The sequence below is a fragment of the Methanofollis formosanus genome (genome assembly GCF_019633745.1).
GTDB classification, from domain to species: Archaea; Halobacteriota; Methanomicrobia; order Methanomicrobiales; family Methanofollaceae; genus Methanofollis; species Methanofollis formosanus.
Window position 1 is genome coordinate 2,225,130 of sequence record NZ_CP037968.1, and the last position, 17,767, is coordinate 2,242,896.

The 17,767-nt window shown below is 62.8% G+C and carries 11 protein-coding genes; 4 read left to right on the top strand and 7 right to left on the bottom strand.

What is annotated here, in order from left to right; genetic code table 11:
* Nucleotides 1-16: 16 nt before the first annotated feature.
* A complete protein-coding gene (locus E2N92_RS10205; RefSeq protein WP_220681068.1) occupies nt 17-481 on the bottom strand; it encodes an LEA/WHy family protein in 465 nt (154 codons plus the stop codon).
* A 66-nt stretch (nt 482-547) separates the two neighbouring features.
* Here E2N92_RS10205 and E2N92_RS10210 point away from each other — a divergent pair, with 66 nt between their 5' ends.
* Together E2N92_RS10210 and E2N92_RS10215 are read left to right on the top strand one after the other, a co-directional pair.
* On the top strand, nt 548-1,075 hold the full coding sequence (locus E2N92_RS10210; protein WP_220681069.1) for a RimK/LysX family protein: 528 nt from the start codon (nt 548-550) through the stop codon (nt 1,073-1,075).
* 378 nt (nt 1,076-1,453) lie between these two features.
* Nucleotides 1,454-1,747 carry a hypothetical protein gene (locus E2N92_RS10215; RefSeq protein WP_220681070.1) on the top strand — a complete coding sequence of 98 codons (294 nt, stop codon included), beginning with the start codon at nt 1,454-1,456 and terminating at the stop codon, nt 1,745-1,747.
* A gap of 95 nt (nt 1,748-1,842) precedes the next feature.
* On the opposite strand, the gene E2N92_RS10220 is transcribed toward E2N92_RS10215, so the two are convergent.
* On the bottom strand, nt 1,843-4,677 hold the full coding sequence (locus E2N92_RS10220) for an Eco57I restriction-modification methylase domain-containing protein (protein ID WP_220681071.1): 2,835 nt from the start codon (nt 4,675-4,677) through the stop codon (nt 1,843-1,845).
* A 146-nt stretch (nt 4,678-4,823) separates the two neighbouring features.
* Here E2N92_RS10220 and cls point away from each other — a divergent pair, with 146 nt between their 5' ends.
* On the top strand, nt 4,824-6,308 hold the full coding sequence (cls, locus tag E2N92_RS10225) for a cardiolipin synthase (RefSeq protein ID WP_246589176.1): 1,485 nt from the start codon (nt 4,824-4,826) through the stop codon (nt 6,306-6,308).
* On the opposite strand, the gene E2N92_RS10230 is transcribed toward cls, so the two are convergent.
* The 3 genes from E2N92_RS10230 to E2N92_RS10240 form a co-directional block, all read right to left on the bottom strand.
* Nucleotides 6,294-7,166 carry a PHP-associated domain-containing protein gene (locus tag E2N92_RS10230; RefSeq protein WP_220681072.1) on the bottom strand — a complete coding sequence of 291 codons (873 nt, stop codon included), beginning with the start codon at nt 7,164-7,166 and terminating at the stop codon, nt 6,294-6,296. The two genes, cls and E2N92_RS10230, sit on opposite strands and share 15 nt — an antisense overlap.
* A gap of 62 nt (nt 7,167-7,228) precedes the next feature.
* Nucleotides 7,229-8,644, bottom strand: a complete 1,416-nt coding sequence (locus E2N92_RS10235) for an MATE family efflux transporter (RefSeq protein WP_220681073.1) — start codon at nt 8,642-8,644, stop codon at nt 7,229-7,231.
* On the bottom strand, nt 8,616-9,092 hold the full coding sequence (locus tag E2N92_RS10240) for a MarR family winged helix-turn-helix transcriptional regulator (RefSeq protein WP_220681074.1): 477 nt from the start codon (nt 9,090-9,092) through the stop codon (nt 8,616-8,618). Before E2N92_RS10240 ends, E2N92_RS10235 begins: the two co-directional genes overlap by 29 nt.
* A gap of 120 nt (nt 9,093-9,212) precedes the next feature.
* On the opposite strand from E2N92_RS10240, the gene E2N92_RS10245 reads away from it, so the two are divergent.
* Entirely contained in the window at nt 9,213-9,380 is a 168-nt protein-coding gene (locus E2N92_RS10245; protein WP_220681075.1) for a DNA repair protein RadA, read from the top strand.
* Between the two features lie 443 nt (nt 9,381-9,823).
* Here the strand turns inward: E2N92_RS10245 and E2N92_RS10250 are convergent, their stop codons facing one another.
* Nucleotides 9,824-10,495 carry a MarC family protein gene (locus tag E2N92_RS10250; protein WP_220681076.1) on the bottom strand — a complete coding sequence of 224 codons (672 nt, stop codon included), beginning with the start codon at nt 10,493-10,495 and terminating at the stop codon, nt 9,824-9,826.
* A gap of 303 nt (nt 10,496-10,798) precedes the next feature.
* Nucleotides 10,799-17,626: a right-handed parallel beta-helix repeat-containing protein gene (locus tag E2N92_RS10255; RefSeq protein ID WP_220681077.1), complete on the bottom strand. Its 6,828-nt coding sequence runs from the start codon at nt 17,624-17,626 to the stop codon at nt 10,799-10,801.
* Nucleotides 17,627-17,767: the final 141 nt, after the last annotated feature.

The window sequence follows — 17,767 nt, forward strand, 5'->3', positions numbered from 1 at the left end:
GTTGCGTGGCACCTTTTCAGTCCCGCACCACGACGTTCTCTGTCTTCTCAAAAGGCACGTCGAACGAAGCGACGCCTGCATCGATGGTCGCCATACCCTCGGCCTTCACCTCCAGTTCTCCGGAGAGGAGCAGGATCGCGGCCGCAGAGAGCATGGCCGCATTGTCCATGGTGATCGGGACCGTGAACTCCGTCCGGTTGGATGCCGGCACGATGATCGGTCCTGCGGTTCCTGAGCCGAGCAGCACTTCTGCTCTGTCTTTGGAGTAGGAGACGTCCAGCTCCACCTTGCTGATCGTCACCTCGATCGGGTTGGGGTTGTCCACGGCAAGGATGACCACCAGGTCCATGCTCTCCAGGCTAAGGTCACTGACGGCGACGCCGGTGACGGTGACCTTCGGCGGCCCGACCGGCGGTTCGGAGGTGCATCCGGCCGTGAAAACGGCGATCGCAAGAATGGCCAGGATCGGTGTGAGTTTCATCATCTCCCTCTGCCGGGAGATGGGTGGCGGGGTATTTATCTGCTCCGCCGTCGAGGGCCTGCACCGATGGAGGGGGGTGACGACGCCGAGACCCGCCGGGTGCTCGCTTTTCTTGGGGCCGAGTGGAGGCTTGCCGACCGTTTTTCTCTCCCTGCAGAAGCATTCCTCCCGGTCTTTTTCTCGATGCGTTTTGGGGGCGCCTGGAGTTATGCGGCAGAGGGGTTGAGGGCGGTCTCGGTCGTGAAGAAGACGACGGTCTATGAGGATGATGGGAAGGGGGCCACCATCGAAGAGATCTATCTCCTCGTCGACCCGGAGGTTCTCAGCGAGGAGGGGGCGGTCGCCAGGCTGGAGAAGTGCGGCGAGGAACCGGAACGACTCCTGGTCGTCCGCCCTTCCCGCGTGCAGGTCAGGGTGCGCAGGGGAGTGCGGGTGCTGGTCGATCCGGCCAGGCGTGAGGTCTCGGCCGGGGAGGTGGCGGGGGACGTCCTCACCTTCGAGGGCCCCGAGGCGTTCGCCGTTGCCCACGAGATGGAGCACCTCGAAGCGCGGGAGGTCTCTGGGAGGAGGTTGTGGGAGTTCAGGTTTGTCTGAAGAGCATCTCTCAAGAGTCGCTCGGGCCAGGACAATTGTCGGGATTGGAACGGATTTTTTCCGCTCTGTAGAATCAGGCATGAACCCCTGGCTCAAGCATACGGGATGAAAATTTCTCGTCGTTTGCTCTTTCTCTATTCAAGACAGGAGAATCGGGGGGGATCGTGTTCCATCGCCGCCCCCACCTATCTTCGTCGTGGGGGTCCGGGGGTTTCCCCCGGCGCGAGATTGCGGGAAAGATTTGACGATTCGGGGCGGCCAATCTATCAGAGGGATATTCTATCCTCTGCGTATAGGCTTCAAAGGGATATGGCGAGTTCAAACTCTCATGCAAACCTGAAGCGATGATCGTCAGGATCATTTTCATGGTAATCTTGCATGAGGCGAAAGAACGCCTCAAGCATATGGGATGAAAATATCATCTCAGAACTGGATCGATTCTTGACCCTCATCCTTACGAACGAGGAGCGAATCGAAGTCGAGCGTCGTGCCGTACCTCGGCTATCTTCGTCGTGGGGGGTCTCCCCCCGGCGCGAGATGGTGGTGAAGATTCAACGATTGAGGGCGGCCGATCAGATCGACGTGCCTACCCACACCACCATGCTGGGGGCGCTGCTCCCTGACCCCAGGGATGAAGATAGGACCTGGAAGGCAGAGGGCCGATCGTTTTGAGAGTGACTATGTCCTCTGCGTATCGGTCATGAGGTGGCCGGCATTCTTCATTTTCCTTGGTGCGGTGTACTTTTCCAACGCACGCCATCCCCCTCCTATCTTCTGCGGGGAGGGGTCCGGGGATGACCTCCGAGACTCCGCGCCCGCCCGGTCCGCTCCAGGACCATCTCGCAGAGGGCGAGGTAGACCTCCTCCTGCTCGGCGGGAGTCAGGCCGAAGGCCTCAAAGACCAGGGCGTCCAGGCGCGCCCGGTCAGGGAGGGGCCCGGGCCGCTGGTCCCGTATCGGTCGGCCGGGATCGATCCCGCACTCCTCGAAGACCGAACCGAGTTTCCGGTCCTCAAGGAGCAGTTCCCCGGAGAGCCCTTCGATCCCGGCCGGGACCGGCAGCCGGTTGACTTCATAGACCATCAACGACCTCGCGCCCAGACCGAGGCTGCTGCGCGAGAGCGTCTCGGCCAGGAAGAGGGCCAGGGTACTGTTGACGGCGTTCTGAACCGCCACCGGGGCACTGGCGCAGTAGAAACGGCAGTCGCAGAGGATTTCGGTCTCGGAGACGAAACAGCCGAGCCGCTCGTAGGTCTCCTTCATCCAGAAGAGGGTGCCCCCCTTTGGTTCGAGGGCATACCATCGTTTCTTCGTTTCAAAAGAGCGGAAGTTCTGGTATCCCCTGGCCGCTCCCACTCGCTCCCCCCTTTCCCGCATCCTGACCTGCCGCTCCTCGCCTCTCTCGATGTAACGACCGGCACCGGTGCCGGCGAGGACGTCTTTCCCGCGGGTGCAGACGAAGGCCCGGTACTGCAGGGCGGCCGGGTCGATCCTGGTCGTCAGGCACTCGCGCGGGCTCTTGATCACCGGGACCAGGAACTCGTCCTCGATCCCCCACCGGTCCTGCCCCGCCCGGTCGAGATAGAAGAAGGCGTTCGCCCCGGTGGTCATCCCGCGCCTGAACGGCGCCACCTCGCCGATCCTGACGAACAGGCCCTGACCCTTCCTGAGCACCGTGTAGAAGATCTCCGGGGCCCTGAGAAATTTCCCGGTCCAGGCACTCCCGGCGTACCTGCCGTCCCGCGTGTCCCGGCCCTCCTCGAGGAGGTCTGCCTGGAGGGCCGGGAAGGCCCGGCACTTCCCGACCTTTACGAGGTTTCCGGCCATCGCCGCGAGATTCCCATCCCGGGCCGCGGGCCTGGCCCTCTCGACTGCCGCGAGGTCCCCGGCGAGGTCCCGGTCACCGGGGGGTGCGGCGACCCGCACGAACCTGGCCGGATGGCCGAGGCACCTGTCCGACTCTTTTGAGGGTGAACCGAGGAGGGTGATGACGGTGTTCACGTCGGCGCCGGCGAAGGTGCGTCCGGGGAGGTCGTAGACCGCGATGATCGGGACATTTCTGAGAAGAAATTCCTGCAGCCCGCTGCCGTAGGCGGTGTCGAGCCAGGTGGTCGGGGTGATGAAGCAGAGAATCCCGCCGGGCCGCCTGAGCATCGCCAGCCCGCAGAGGAAGAAGTAGATGTAGAGGTCCGACCGGCGGTCAGGGCGCCCGAGGGCCGGGAAGACCGTCCCGGCCTTTTGGATCAGGGCATCCTTGTAGGCCTGCCGCTCGTGCGTCCCGGCCCCTTCCCAACCCGGAGGAGCGATCAGTTCCTGCCTGACATAGGGAGGGTTGCCGATGACGATATCGAAGCAGCCTTCCCAGGGGGCGGCGAGGGTGTCCCCGACGCGGAGATTCTGCCAGGGACTGGCCGCCCCTCCTCCCTCACCTGCACGGAGCCTGAGGAGGAGACGCAGACCCGCGGCCCTGACGGCGGCCGGCATCACGTCGGTCCCATGCAGCCCCTCCCCGACGGCCCGCACCATCGTCCTGATCCCGGACCCCCCCAGGGCCCGGGCCGTCTCCTCGAGCACCCCCAGCATCCCGACGAGAAACGAGCCCGACCCGCAGGCCGGGTCGATGGCCGTGATCTCGTCGAGTGCGGCGAGGGCGCGGGCCCGGTCGGGCAGCCCTGCTGCAGACTGCGAAAAGACGAGAGCGTAGAGCGCCTCAGCCCCGACTTCAGGGAGGCGGACACTCAGTGCCTCGACCAGGGCGCGGCGGCACATGAACCAGACCTCCGCGACGGGGGTGTAGAAGACCCCGGTGAGGCTGTGGTCGCCTGCCGGGGCGAGGTGCTCGGTGAGGAGGGCGATCGCCTCGGGTCCGACGGCGGCCTCCTGCTCGGCAGGCGTCTCTTCCCGGCAGGTGAAACGGTACCGCTCTATGATCTCCAGAATATTTTTGCAGAAGCGGTCCGGGACGTCGAGAGAGTCGGGCGGCCGGCAACCCTGCAGCGCCGCTGCGAGTGACGGTGCGGCCACCCCGGCGGCGAACCGGTCGGTGCCGTACCGCCCCCCGGCACGGTACCGCTCCCAGAGATCGCCCGGACCTTCTCCCTCGGCACCGGGCATGGAGAGCATCACGAGGTCGACGAAGAGGGTGAGGGAGCCCTCGCGGTCGCCGGTCGCCCGCGAGACCGACCCGAAGAGGGGGATGCACTCCTCCACGAACCGGCGCGAGGTGGCCGCCTGCCCGTAGTCTTCGCCGTCCCGGAGTGCGGTCAGCGCACGGCGGTCGCTCTCCCGCGGGTCAGCCGGGTCGAGGACGATCCTGGTGTGCCCTTCTCCCGACCGACAGAGCAGTGCGCCCTTCTCTCCAGCACTGACGAGCACCAGGGAACCTTCCGGCACCTCGATCTCTTCCCTGGTCCAGAGGGCGAGCGGCGCTTCCATGCTCCCGGCCAGGAGGAAGACGCCGCTGTTCTCCAGGGGGAGGGGGCAGGGGAGCGGGCGGATGCCGAGGGCCATGCAGAGTGCGGCGCCGCCTTCCGGTGACCCGAGTGCCTCGGTGATCTCCACGAGCCAGTCTGGCGGCCTGCTCCCCGGGTCGCCGGCGGTCATCCCTCTCCCTTCTTCAGGGAAGTGTCTTCAGGCGAAGGGATGATGAAGGTTCCGACATGGTGCCGGGACCGAAGGCGGCCCCATGCCGGGGCCGTTCTTGACGGACGGGTACTGGATCAGACCCCCTCCTCTCCGACAAAAGGCTGATGACGTACCGGCGTCCATGGAGAGACGAGGGGGTCGGCGATATGGGAGTGCCCGCCATCATATGTCCCGGACTGTTCGTCCTCAACGCCGTCTGTGCCCTCCTGATCATCTTTTTCGAGCGGAAAAATCCGGGCGCCGCCCTCGCCTGGATCGTCGTCCTGGTCTTCATCCCGGTGTTGGGGTTCGTCTTCTACCTTCTCCTCGGCCAGAACATCTACAAAAAACGGCTGTTCATCCTGAAAAAAAAGGACGACGAGATGCTGAAAGGGATCCTCAGGGAGCAGGAGGGGTGGATGACGGCCGGCACCTCTCCTCTCAGCGGCCGCCTCGGGGCCTTCCGGCCCCTGGCCTCCATGCTGCTGCGCCACGACATGGCGGTCCTCTGCCCCGATAACGAGGTGGAGGTCTACACCGGGGGAGACGACAAGTTCTCGGCCCTCTTCGATGCGATCCACTCGGCCCGCGACCATGTCCATCTCCAGTATTACATCATCAGGGACGATAGCCTGGGCCGGCGGATGATCACGGCGCTTGCGGAGAAGGCGGCCGAAGGGTGCGAGGTGCGGCTGTTGTACGACGCCGTCGGGTGCCGACGGCTCAGAGCAGACTTTTTCAGGCCCCTGACCGAGGCGGGCGGTGAGGTGGCGAGTTTCTTCCCGTCGCGTTACCTCCCCTTCAACCTCAGGGTGAACTACCGCAACCACAGGAAGATCGCCGTCGTCGACGGGACGGTCGGGTTCATCGGGGGCTTCAATGTCGGTACCGAGTACCTGGGCGAGGATCCCCTGCTCGGCCCCTGGCGGGACACCCACCTGAAGATCGCCGGGAGCGCCGCCTCCTTCATGCAACTCAGGTTCTTCCAGGACTGGAACTATGCCGCCGGCGACGATCTCGGGTTTGAAGAACGCTACTTCCCGGCCCGCACTTTCACCGGCGACGCCGTCGTCCAGATCGTCTCAAGCGGCCCCGACTCGCTCGGGGAAGAGATCAAGAAGGGCTACCTCAAACTCATCTCCTCGGCAGAGAAGTCGGTCTACATCCAGTCGCCGTATTTTGTCCCTGACGGGAGCGTGCTCGACGCCCTGACCATCGCCGCGCTCTCGGGCGTCGACGTGCGGGTGATGATCCCCTGCAAGCCCGACCATCCCTTCGTCTACTGGGCAACGTACTCGTACATCGGCGACCTTCTCGCGGCCGGCGTGCGGGCCTACACCTACGACGCCGGGTTTCTCCATGCCAAGACTATCGTCGTCGACGGCGCCGCGGCCTCGGTGGGGAGCGCCAACTGGGATATCAGGAGTTTTTGCCTGAACTTCGAAGCCAACGCCTTCATCTACGACGCGGAGGTGGCCGGGCGGCTTCAGGCGGTCTTCGAAGCCGACCTGGCCGCCTGCACCGAGGTGACGCCTGCGGTCTACGCGGCCCGGTCGCGGCGGGTGAAGGCGAAGGAGATGGTCTTCCGGCTCTTTTCAGGGGTGCTTTAACCCTGCTCTCAACCGCTCGGGGATGCGGAGGAGGCGGGGGAGGTTCTGGTGCCAGTGGACCGCGAGGGAGGGGCCGAGGTACGGCAGGTACTGGGGGACGACCCCGGCGGCCATGGCGCACTTCTCGAGGGCGTTCTTCTCAAGCCCGACGACCGTCGTCTCCCGCCTGGCGACGGCGTCGAGGAACGATCCCACATCCGCGGCGTCGGCACAGGTGACCACGGTGCCGAGGTCTGAGAGGAGGTGGCCGTCGGTCCCCCCGGTGACCCCGATCCCCTCTTTTTCAGCGAGGCGGGCGGCCTTCTCGTTCTGCCCCCTACCCATGCCGCCGCAGAGCGCTTCGACGGCGTCGAACTCGGAGAGGATCGTAGGTTCGAGGTACTCACGGTCGATGCACTTCTGTACCCCCTTGTTGAAGAGGAGGTAGCCGTACGGGTGGGCGGCCGAGACGACGCAGGGGTACCCCGCGGCCCGCTCCAGGACCTCGGGGGTGGTGAGACGGGTGGCAAGGTACGGGCTTTTGCTCCGGGCGTCCCTGATATGGGACCGGTAAAAATCTTCCAGGTCGTGGGTGTCGTAAAAATAGACGAGGATGTGCGGACCGTCCCAGGCGCTCACCTCGATCCCGGGGACGACCGTCGTCTCCGTGCCCAGGCGCCGCGCCTCCAGGACGCCGCCGATACCGTTGTGGTCGGTGATCGCAAGCCCGAAACCGTGGTCTTCGGCCTTGCGGAGGGCGTCTCTGACCCGGGTCGGGGCGTCCGAGTGGTTCGTGTGGGTGTGCATGTCCACCGGCATGAGCCCCCTCTCCCTGAGGGCAGAGAAGTCGGGGCGGGCAAAGGTGACTGTCTGACGCATGGGTTTATCCCTCTGATCTCCTCTGCCCCGGTCGGTGATGAAGGTCGCGGTTGGTGCACCTTTCAGACGGCCGCCTTCCCACCCATTTTGCTCACCCTGAGGAGGCGGGCGATATAGATCCTGGCCCATCCGTACCCGACGATCCCGCCGAGGATGTTGCCGATGACGATCCCCCACCAGACCCCCGCCTCGCCGAGGCCGAGGGGAAGGGCGAGCAGGTACGCGAAGACGGCGATGAAGACGAGGTTGCGCAGCAGACTGAGGACGAGCGAGTACATCCCCTTCCCGGTTCCCTGAAAGACCGAACCCGACATGATGCCCGGCGGGACGAAGGGATAGAAGAAGCAGATCGTCCGGAGGAAGGCGACGATCGTCGGGGCGAGGTGGGCGCTCTCCGGGGAGTAGGTGAAGATGAGGGCGATCTGCGGGGCGAAGATCCAGGTGACGGCACTGATGGCGAGGGCGATCGCCACCCCCAGGCCGACCGAGAAGGTGTGGGCGGTCCTGAGATTTTCAAAGAGCCGCGCACCATAGGACGCACCGGCGACCGAGACGACCGAGGTGCCGATGGCGGCGAAGGGGATGATCGCAAACATCACGACCCGCCACCCTGAGGTATAGACGGCGACGGCTTCGGTGCCGGCGACATGGACGAGGAGGCCGTTGATGACGATGACGACGATCGACATCAGGAAGAACTCCATGCTTGCCGGGAGCCCGACCCTGAGGATGTCTTTGACGATCGCCCGGTCAGGGGAGAAACCCTGCCAGGAGAGGGTGACATAGGTGTCTCTCCTGACGAGGAACCAGTAGAGCAGGACGACCGAGACGAGGGCGACGGCGATGACGGTGGCCCAGGCTGCACCGGCGATGCCCATCCCGGCCCAGTAGATGAGGATGGGGTCGAGGACCATGTTGACGACGGCGGACACCCCCATGGCGTACATCGTCCGTCTGGTGTCGCCTTCGGCCCTGAGGACGGCATAGGCGATGTTGGTGAAGAGGATGAAGATCGTCCCGGAGAAGACGATGCTCCCATAGGTCGCCGCGAGGTCTGCGGTCTCGCCGGCACCGAGGGCGGCGGCAACCGGACCGGCGAGGAGGGCGAGGGGGAGGGTGAAGATGACCGAGAGGAGGATGGTCAGGAGCATCGCGTGCATGGCCGCACGATCTGCTCCTGATTTATCTTTTGCACCGATCCGGCGCGAGATGGCCGAACTCACCCCGGCCCCGAGGCCGTTCCCGAGGCCGATGAGGATCATGAAGACCGGGGTCACGAACCCGACGGCGGCGAGGGCGTCGTCACCAAGTCCTGCAACCCAGACGGCGTCGACGAGGTTGTAGACCGAGAGGAGGAACATCGCCATGATCATCGGGCCCGAGAGTTTGATGATGGCCTTCTTCGGGTCGCCGGTGAGGATGGAGACGCCCTTTGTGGTGCCGGTCTCTTCAGGGCGTTTTGTTTTCGTTTCCTGCATACTCATTCTCCAGGATGATGTCGAGGCTGTTCTGGGCGATGGTCCTGAGGAGGGTGCGGACCATCGTTTGTTCTTCGTCGGTGAGGTCGGCGCAGACCTCTTTTTCCCATTCGTGATCGATCCTGACGATCTCGGGGACGATCTTCTCTCCGTTTTCAGTCAGGAAGATCCTGACGGCCCGGCGGTCCTCGGGGTCGACGGTGCGGCTGATATATCCCGCGTCCTCCAGTCGCCGCACGGCCCGGGCGACGGTGGCTTTGTCGACGTGGAAGCGGCGGGCCAGGGTCTCCTGGGTGATCCCCTGCTGGTGGGCAAGGTGGATGAGGGTGAAGAGCTGGCCTGAGGAGAGGCCGTACCGCTTCATCCGCTCGTCGATGATGATGTGGTGGGTCCGGTGGATGACCGAGACGAGGGCCCCGAGCGGAATCTTCTCGTGAGGGGGTCGCATGGAGATCAGGTTGGTGCCGTGAAGGGATAATGGTTGCCGACGCAACTGTTGGGTCGACAACTAGCTCCACCCGATCCTTTTTAATGCTGGCGGCCAATTGCCGCCTGAGGTGAATCAGTCATGCCTGATGTTCAGAGAGGACCGCCCGGAAGGGGGCAAGGCCGGCGGGGCGTGCCGCCTGGAACCTGTGTATGCCCGGCGTGCGGGTATGAAAAACCAAAGGTCATGGGCGTGCCCTGCCGGGAGACCGAGTGCCCGAAGTGCGGTGTGCCGATGATGGGGAAGTGACCGGGGGTGATGACCCGGGGGGGTAAGGGCCAGAGCGGGAACCTGGTCGCCCGTTGTCTGTCTGCAATCATAACCCCACCCCAACAAAATCACGCTCAGATCAACCTCCGTTCCGCGATCCCACCCTCTGATCCGGGCTCACATTGCAGAGATCCGAGGATCGGATAAATCTGCGTCTGTTCACGAAACGGGTCCGATATCATAGATCTATCCCGTCTCCTGAGGGGCCGTATGACTGGGGGTGATACAATCGTCCATGGACCCCCCGGACGGCGACATATGGCCGGGGATATCGCATGGAAATCACTGCGATTGGGAGGATGGAGGGGTTCGAGAGAAAGCCGGAAAGAGGGCCGTATAGAACGAGAGATGACGCGGAAGCACATCTCATGAGATTCTACCGGGCCGAAGAAATTGAAGTAGGATTTTGCCGGCCAGCCTCATTAGATGCTCGGGTTGACGAAGCCGACGGTCAGTCCGCCGAGTCCCTGGAAGAACATCTGGATGGCGATGCCGGCGATGACGATCCCGAAGATCCTGACCACGATCTCAAGCCCCTGCTTGCCGAAGAACTGGAGAATGTAGTCCGAGGCAAAGTTGCAGAGGGTGATGAGGATGCAGACGGTCAGGACAACGCCGAGGGCCGGGAGAAGGAGGGCATCGTCGGCCAGGGCCTGGTGGCCGTAGAGGACGAGAGCGCTGATCGTGCCTGCCCCGACATAGATCGGGATGACGAGGGGAACGATGACCTTCGGGATCACGGCCTCTGCACGCTCCCAGACTGACCCTTCGCCTGTCGCGGCGGTGAGAGCGTGGGTACGGTCGGTGTGGGTGCCCGAGAGCATGGAGAAGGCGATGGTCAGCAGGATGATCGCCCCGGCAATCTGGAAGGCCGGTATCGAGATGCCGAAGAACTTGAGGATGTCGGCGCCGAAGAACATGCACAGCAGCATCGTCCCGGCGATGACCCCGCCGAGGAGGAGGGCGACGGCGTGCCTGGTGCGGGTCGATGAGACGTCTGCGGTGTACATGATGAAGAAGGGTACGTTGCCGATCGGATTGGCGATCGCGAAGAGAGCGGCAAAGAACGCGGCGAAGAACGCGGTCGGGTCCATGCCGGGGATAGGGAGAGACGATATTTAAGGGCTTTGTAGAATCGGGCATGAACGTGGGGTTCAAGCATACGGGATGAAAATTTCCCGTCGCTTGATCGCGCTTTTTCAAGAGGGGAGAATCGGTGGGGATCGTGTTCACTTCGCCGGCCCTCGGCTATCTTCGTCCGTGGGGGGGTCCGGGGGGTTTCCCCCGGCGTGAGCATGAGGGAAGGCGATGGATGAAGGTTACAGGGGGGTTGAGGGTCCGGAACGGCACCCTGCTGAAGAGAGGGCCGGAAAAAAGAGGTGGGAGGAACGCGGAAGTCACCGCTTTCTTATCCTGGCCGCACCTGAGGCAACGATGATGGCAATTGAGGTGCCCAGAATCCCGAAGATAACCGAAGGGCTCTGTGTCGGGGTTGTCCTGGTGGCTTCGGGGGGCGGTGTCGGTTCTGACGTGACGGAGGTGTTGGCCGCCGCTTCCCGTGCCGGTGCGGTCACTTCGGGGACGATTGTCCCGTTCTCTCGATAGACGATGGCGAAGTAGGAGAAGCCCGGGGTTTCGGCGGAGTAGTAGTAATACCCATCTTTTTCTCCTTCAAACGTCGTCGGGATCTCGGTCCATACGCCGTTGTGGAAGCGCAGGAGGACGATGTCCGAGAAATGGTAACCCCTCTCGTCGAGCCATGCCTTCGACACGCTGAACCTGATCGTTGCGGTGGCGATGTCGCTGTCATTGGTGCGGTACTGCTCCACGTGCTCGATACAGTAGGTCTCATCGTCGGGGCAGGGTATGCCGGCCGGGAGAGAACCGGCGTCTTCGACGGTGAAGAGGAGGTCGCGGGTGGCGTCCGCAGCGATGACATCGATGACATAGATCGCCGTCCCTTTGAAACTGAGACTGCTCTGCTGGTCAGGCAAGAGAGGTTTTGCCGAGGCGGCAGAGGTCCTGGAGTTGCCGCCGCCACTGCCTGATGACGAGGAGGTGGGGGTCGGTGAGGGCTGAACAGATGCGGTCCTCGCGGTGGCGTTCACCCAGGTCTGGTTGATGTTGCCCGCGGTGTCGACGGTTCGTGTTCCGATCTGATACCCGGTATCGGGTGCAAGCCCGGTTGCGTTGAAGTGCTCGTCCCCTGCGGGTACCTCCACGTCCGTGCCGTTCCAGTACACCCGGACCGCGGCGAAGTCCGCATCTGCCGGATCGGTCCAGGTCCAGGTGATCGCGGTCTCCGAGATCGTGGCAGCGGTCAGGTCGGTAACGCCTGCCGGTGGGGTCTGGTCCGGTGCGGTTCTCGCGGTGGCGTTCACCCGGGTCTGGTTGATGTTGCCCGCGGTGTCGACGGTCCTGGTGCCGATCTGATAGCCGGTGTCGGGTGCGAGGTCGGTCGTGGTGTAGGTGCCGACGCCCGCCGAAACATTGGTGAGGAAGGTGCCGTTGAGCGATAGCATCACCCGGTCGAAGTCCGCATCTGCCGGGTCGGTCCAGGTCCAGGTGATCGCAGTCTCTGAGATCGTTGCGGCGGTCAGGTCGGTGACGCTTGCCGGTGGGATGCGGTCCGGTGCAGTTCTCGCGGTGGCGTTCACCCAGGTCTGGTTGAGGTTGCCCGCGGTGTCGACGGTCCTGGTGCCGATCTGGTACCCGGTATCGGGTGCAAGCCCGGTTGCGTTGAAGTGCTCTTCCCCTGCGGGTACCTCCACGTCCGTGCCGTTCCAGTACACCCTGACCGCGGCGAAGTCTGCATCTGCCGGATCGGTCCAGGTCCAGGTGATCGCAGTCTCCGAGACCGTGGCGGCGGTCAGGTCGGTGACGCCGGCCGGCGGGGTGCGGTCCGGTGCGGTTCTCGCGGTGGCGTTCACCCAGGTCTGGTTGAGGTTGCCCGCGGTGTCGACGGTCCTGGTGCCGATCTGGTACCCGGTATCGGGTGCAAGCCCGGTTGCGTTGAAGTGCTCTTCCCCTGCGGGTACCTCCACGAGAGCACCGTCCCAGTACACCCTGACCGCGGCGAAGTCCGCATCTGCCGGGTCGGTCCAGGTCCATGTGATCGCGGTCTCCGAGATCGTGGCGGCGGTCAGGTCGGTAACGCCTGCCGGTGGGGTCTGGTCCGGTGTGGTCCTTGCGGTGGCGTTCACCCAGGTCTGATTGAGGTTGCCAGCGATGTCGACGGTCCTGGTACTGAGGAGATATGCGGTGTCGGGTGCGAGGTCGGTCGTGGTGTAGGTGCCGACGCCCGCCGAGACGTTGGTCAGGAAGGTGCCGTCGAGGGCGAGCATCACCCGGTCGAAGTCCGCATCTGCCGGGTCGGTCCAGGTCCAGGTGATCGCGGTCTCCGAGACCGTGGCGGCGGTCAGGTCGGTGACGCTTGCCGGCGGGGTGCGGTCCGGTGCGGTCCTCGCGGTGGTGCTCACCCATGTGGCGTTGGCCTGGCCGCAGAAGTCGACGCTCCTGGTGCTGAGGAGGTAAGCGGTGTCGGGTGCGAGGTCGGTCGTGGTGTAGGTGCCGACGCCCACCGAGACGTTGGTCAGGAAGGTGCCGTTGAGGAAAAGCATCACCCGGTCGAAGGTCGGGTCTGCCGGGTCGGTCCAGGTCCATGTGATCGCGGTCTCCGAGATCGTGGTGGCGGCGAGATCGGTGACGCCGGGCGGGGGAGTGGTGCTGATGCCCACGCTCCGCATTCCGGTGACGTTCATGTTCCCGGCAGAGTCATTGGCATAGACGCGGTACCGGTGGACGCCGTCCCCGGTGATCTTCGCGCTGGCGTACACTGTCGTCCCGGCTCCGTCGAGATTCATCGTGGCGTTGACGCCGTTCACTTCGAGGAGTGCCCCGGCGACGCCGACGTCGTCGGTGACGAGTACCTTTACCGTGACGTTCGCGGGCGACCTGGCCCCGTCCTCAGGGGTCGGCGCCACATAGGTGATCGCCGGGGGTTCGGTGTCCTTGAAGAGGCGGAGGGTCACGGTCGTGGGGCTGGAGAGGTCGGTGGTGTCTGAGGCCGAACCGATCGGAGCGCTGGCCGTCAAGGTGTAGGGTGTGGAGAGGACCGCGGGTGCGGTGCCGTTCCGGGTGTATTCTGTGAGGAGGTGCGGGCCGGTCCGGCCGTCTGCGCCGGTCTGTGCGGTGAGTGCCACGGTCCCGTTCACGTCGGCGGCGGTGACGTCCGCGCCGGCGACGACGTTCCCTGTCAGATCGGTGGTCGTGACGATGAGCGGCCAGAGGACGGCGAGGCGGGAGGTTCCGTCAAGCGTGACCTTTGTCCGGTCGTGGGTGGTGTTCGAGAGCGTGATGTGTGCGTTCCCTCTCAGGTCGAGGTCTCCGGTGGTGCCGGCAAGGGCGGAGTCGGTGATCGTGGCGTTGATGCCGGTGATCTGCATGGCCTGGTTGTTTCCGGTGATTGTGGCGTTCTCAAAGACAAGGAGGGGCCGCTCGATGCCGGTCAGGACCATGCCGGTCCGGGCGTTCCCGCTGGCCTCGCAGTCGAGAACCCGTACTCCGCCCCTGGCCTTGAGTTCGATGCCGTGGTTCCCGGATCCTTCGACGGTGCAGTCCTGGAGGGTGATGTTCTTGCTCTCCGCACGACTTTCCTGCCCGACGATGATGCCGTTTCCTGTTGTGTTCCTGACCGTGACATTGGTGAGGACGATGTCGCGGACCGCGTGAGAAGAGTCGTCGTCGAGGACGATGCCGTTTTCGCTGGCGTTGGTCACGGTGCTGTCGCGGATGGTGATGTTTGCAAGGTTGGAAGAATAGTACTTCGTGATGCCCGCCGCCGGATCGGTGATGGTGATGTTCGAGAAGATGGTGTTCGCACAGTCCCCCCTGAAGTAGATCCCGTGCTGGTCAGGGGAGGCGACGGTGATATTCTTGAAGGTGCTGTTTGTCACTGAGGCGAGGTAGAGGCCGTGGGTATAGGATTTCGGGCCGAGAGCGTGGTCGCGGACGGTGATGTTGTCGCAGTTTTGCAGATTATAGGGATACCCACCATTGTCCAGGACGGTGACGCCGTTGTCCAGAAGAAGATCGGAGACTTGTTCCAGATAGAGGCCGTTCCTGTTCTTCTCGACGGTGGTGTTGATGAGGGTGACGGTCGGGGCGTCGTATCCCTTGAGATAGAGGCCGTAATAGGTGCCGTCCCCGGCGTTGTCGCCGTTCTCTCTGGTCTCGACGCCGTCGATGACGGCCGTCCCTCTCGCCCTGAGTTCAACTCCGTACTTTTCTGCTCCTTCGACGGTGCAGTCCCGGAGAGTGATGTTCCTGCTCTCTTCACGACTGTCCTGCCTGATGATGATGCCGTTTCCTGTTGCGTTCCTGACCGTGACATTGGTGAGGGCAATGTCGCGGACCGCGTGAGAAGAGTCGTCGTCGAGGGCGATGCCGTCTCCCCTGGCGTTGGTCACGGTGCTGTCGCGGACGGTGATGTTTGCAAGGTTGGAAGAATAGTACTTCGTGATGCCCGCCGCCGGATCGGTGATGGTGACGTTCGAGAAGACGGTGTTCGCACAGTCCCTGTAGAAGTAGATCCCGCTTTTGCCTGGTTTCGTGATGGTGATGGCGTCGAAGACAAGTCCTGTGGATGTGCCCTCAAACCAGAGTGCGTCGCCGTTTGCTCTGTCGATGGTGATGTTCCGGAAGGTGCTGTTCGTCACTGCGGCGAGGTAGAGGCCGCGGGTATAGGGTTTCGGGCCGAGAGTGTTGTCCCGGACGGTGATGTTGTCGCAGCTTTGCAGATAATAGGGATACCCGCCATTGTCCCGGACGATGACGCCGCCGTCCAGGAGGATATCGGAGACTCCGTTCAGATAGAGGCCGTTCGTGTTGTTCTCAATGGTGGTGTTGGTGAGGGTGACGGTCGGGTCATCGTATCCCCTGAGATAGAGGCCATAATAGGAGCCGTCCCCGGCTTTGCCCCCGTTCTCTCTGGTCTCGACGCCGTCGATGACCACCTTGCCCCGGCCAAGCACCCGGACGCCGTTCTCACCTGCTCCTTTGACGGTGCAGTCGCGCACCGTAACATTCCCGCTCTGTGACGTGCGGTCCTGCCCGACGCTGATGCCGGTTTCTGTGACGTTCGTAACCGTGACGTTTGAGAGGACGATGTCGCGGACATAATAGGAACTGTAGTCATTCAGGACGATGCCGTTGTTGCCGGCGTTGGTCACCGTGCTGTCGCGGACGGTGATGTTTGCAAGTTTGGAAGAATCGTACTTCGTGATGCCCGTCTTCTTCGGATCGGTGATGGTGACGTTCGAGAAGACCATGTTTGCACAGTCCTCCCTGAAGTAGATCCCGTGCTGGTCGGGGGAGGCGACGGTGATGTTCCGGAAGGTGCTGTTCGTCACTGCGGCGAGGTAGAGGCCGTGGGTATAGGGTTTCTTCGGGCCGAGAGTGTTGTCCCGGACGGTGATGTTGTCGCAGTTTTGCAGATAATAGGGATACCCCCCATTGTCCCGGACGATGACGCCGCCGTCCAGGAGGATATCGGAGACTCCGTTCAGATAGAGGCCGTTCGTGTTGTTCTCAATGGTGGTGTTGGTGAGGGTGACGGTCGGGGCGTCGAATCCCTTGAGATAGAGGCCATAATAGGAGCCGTCCCCGGCGTTGTTCCCGTTCTCTCCGGTCTCGACGCCGTCGATGACCACCGTGCCCCGGCCAAGCACCCGGACGCCGTTCTCACCTGCCCCTTTGACGGTGCAGTCGCGCACCGTAACGTTCCTGCTCTGTGATATGCGGTCCTGCCCGACGCTGATGCCGGTTTCTGTGACGTTCGTAACCGTGACGTTTGAGAGGACGATGTCGCGAACATGATAGGAACTGTAGTCATTCAGGACGATGCCGTTGTTGCCGGCGTTGGTCACCGTGCTGTCGCGGACGGTGATGTTTGCAAGTTTGGAAGAATCGTACTTCGTGATGCCCGTCTTCTTCGGATCGGTGATGGTGATGTTCGAGAAGAGAGTGTTCGCACAGTCCTCCCTGAAGTAGATCCCGTGCTGGTCGGGGGAGGCGACGGTGATGTTCTGGAAGGTGCTGTTCGTCACTGCGGCGAGGTAGAGGCCGTGGGTATAGGGTTTCTTCGGGCCGAGAGTGTTGTCCCGGACGGTGATGTTGTCGCAGCTTCGCAGATAATAGGGATACCCGCCATTGTCCCGGACGATGACGTCGCCGTCCAGGAGGAGATCGGAGACTCCATCCAGATAGAGGCCGTTCCTGTTGTTCTCGACGGTGGTGTTGGTGAGGGTGACGGTCGGGGCGTCGAATCCCTTGAGATAGAGGCCATAATAGGAGCCGTCCCCGGCGTTGTTCCCGTTCTCTCCGGTCTCGACGCCGTCGATGACCACCGTGCCCCGGCCAAGCACTCGGACGCCGTTCTCACCTGCCCCTTTGACGGTGCAGTCGCGCACCGTAACGTTCCTGCTCTGTGATATGCGGTCCTGCCCGACGCTGATGCCGGTTTCTGTGACGTTCGTAACCGTGACGTTTGAGAGGACGATGTCGCGAACATGATAGGAACTGTAGTCATTCAGGACGATGCCGTTGTTGCCGGCGTTGGTCACCGTGCTGTCGCGGACGGTGATGTTTGCAAGTTTGGAATAATCGTACTTCGTGATGCCCGTCTTCTTCGGATCGGTGATGGTGATGTTCGAGAAGACGGTGTTTGCACAGTCCCTGTAGAAGTAGATCCCGTGCCGCCCGGAACTCACAATGGCCACGTCAGAGATCGAAACGCCGTCAGAGTTCCCCGTGAATTGGATGCTGTCCTGATAATGGGCGATTTGACCGTTTTTGATCGTGACGTCATTCGCGCCTGCAAGCGTGATCCCTGGCCGGTCCGTGATCGCCGACCCGTCAAGTATCGATCCGTTGAGGTCGAGGGTGATCGATTTTGCATCGAAGACGAGGGAAGAAGGATAGGATGTCTGTTCAACGACAGTGACCACGCTGCCGGCAGAGGCGTTGGTCAGCGCCGCCTGGATGGGGTTTGCCGGGGCAGGGTTGAAAGCACCGGTCTCGTCCCACCACCCGGTGGCGTTCACCGAGTACGCAGGCGGAGGGGAGGCCGCCACCCCGGATACCAGATATCCGAGGATCGATACGCAGATGAGAATTCTGAAGATGTTTGATGGATTTATTATAATCTCAGGAACTTCTTTTTCCATAATGGTGTCCTCCGGAGCGATATAATAAAAATAACAGTATGATATAGATTCTTTTCTATGGGGGCAGAGCAATCTATATAATGTACTTCTGCCGCTCTATAAATCAAATATAAACCATTTGCCTGGGCTGCTATGCCTGGT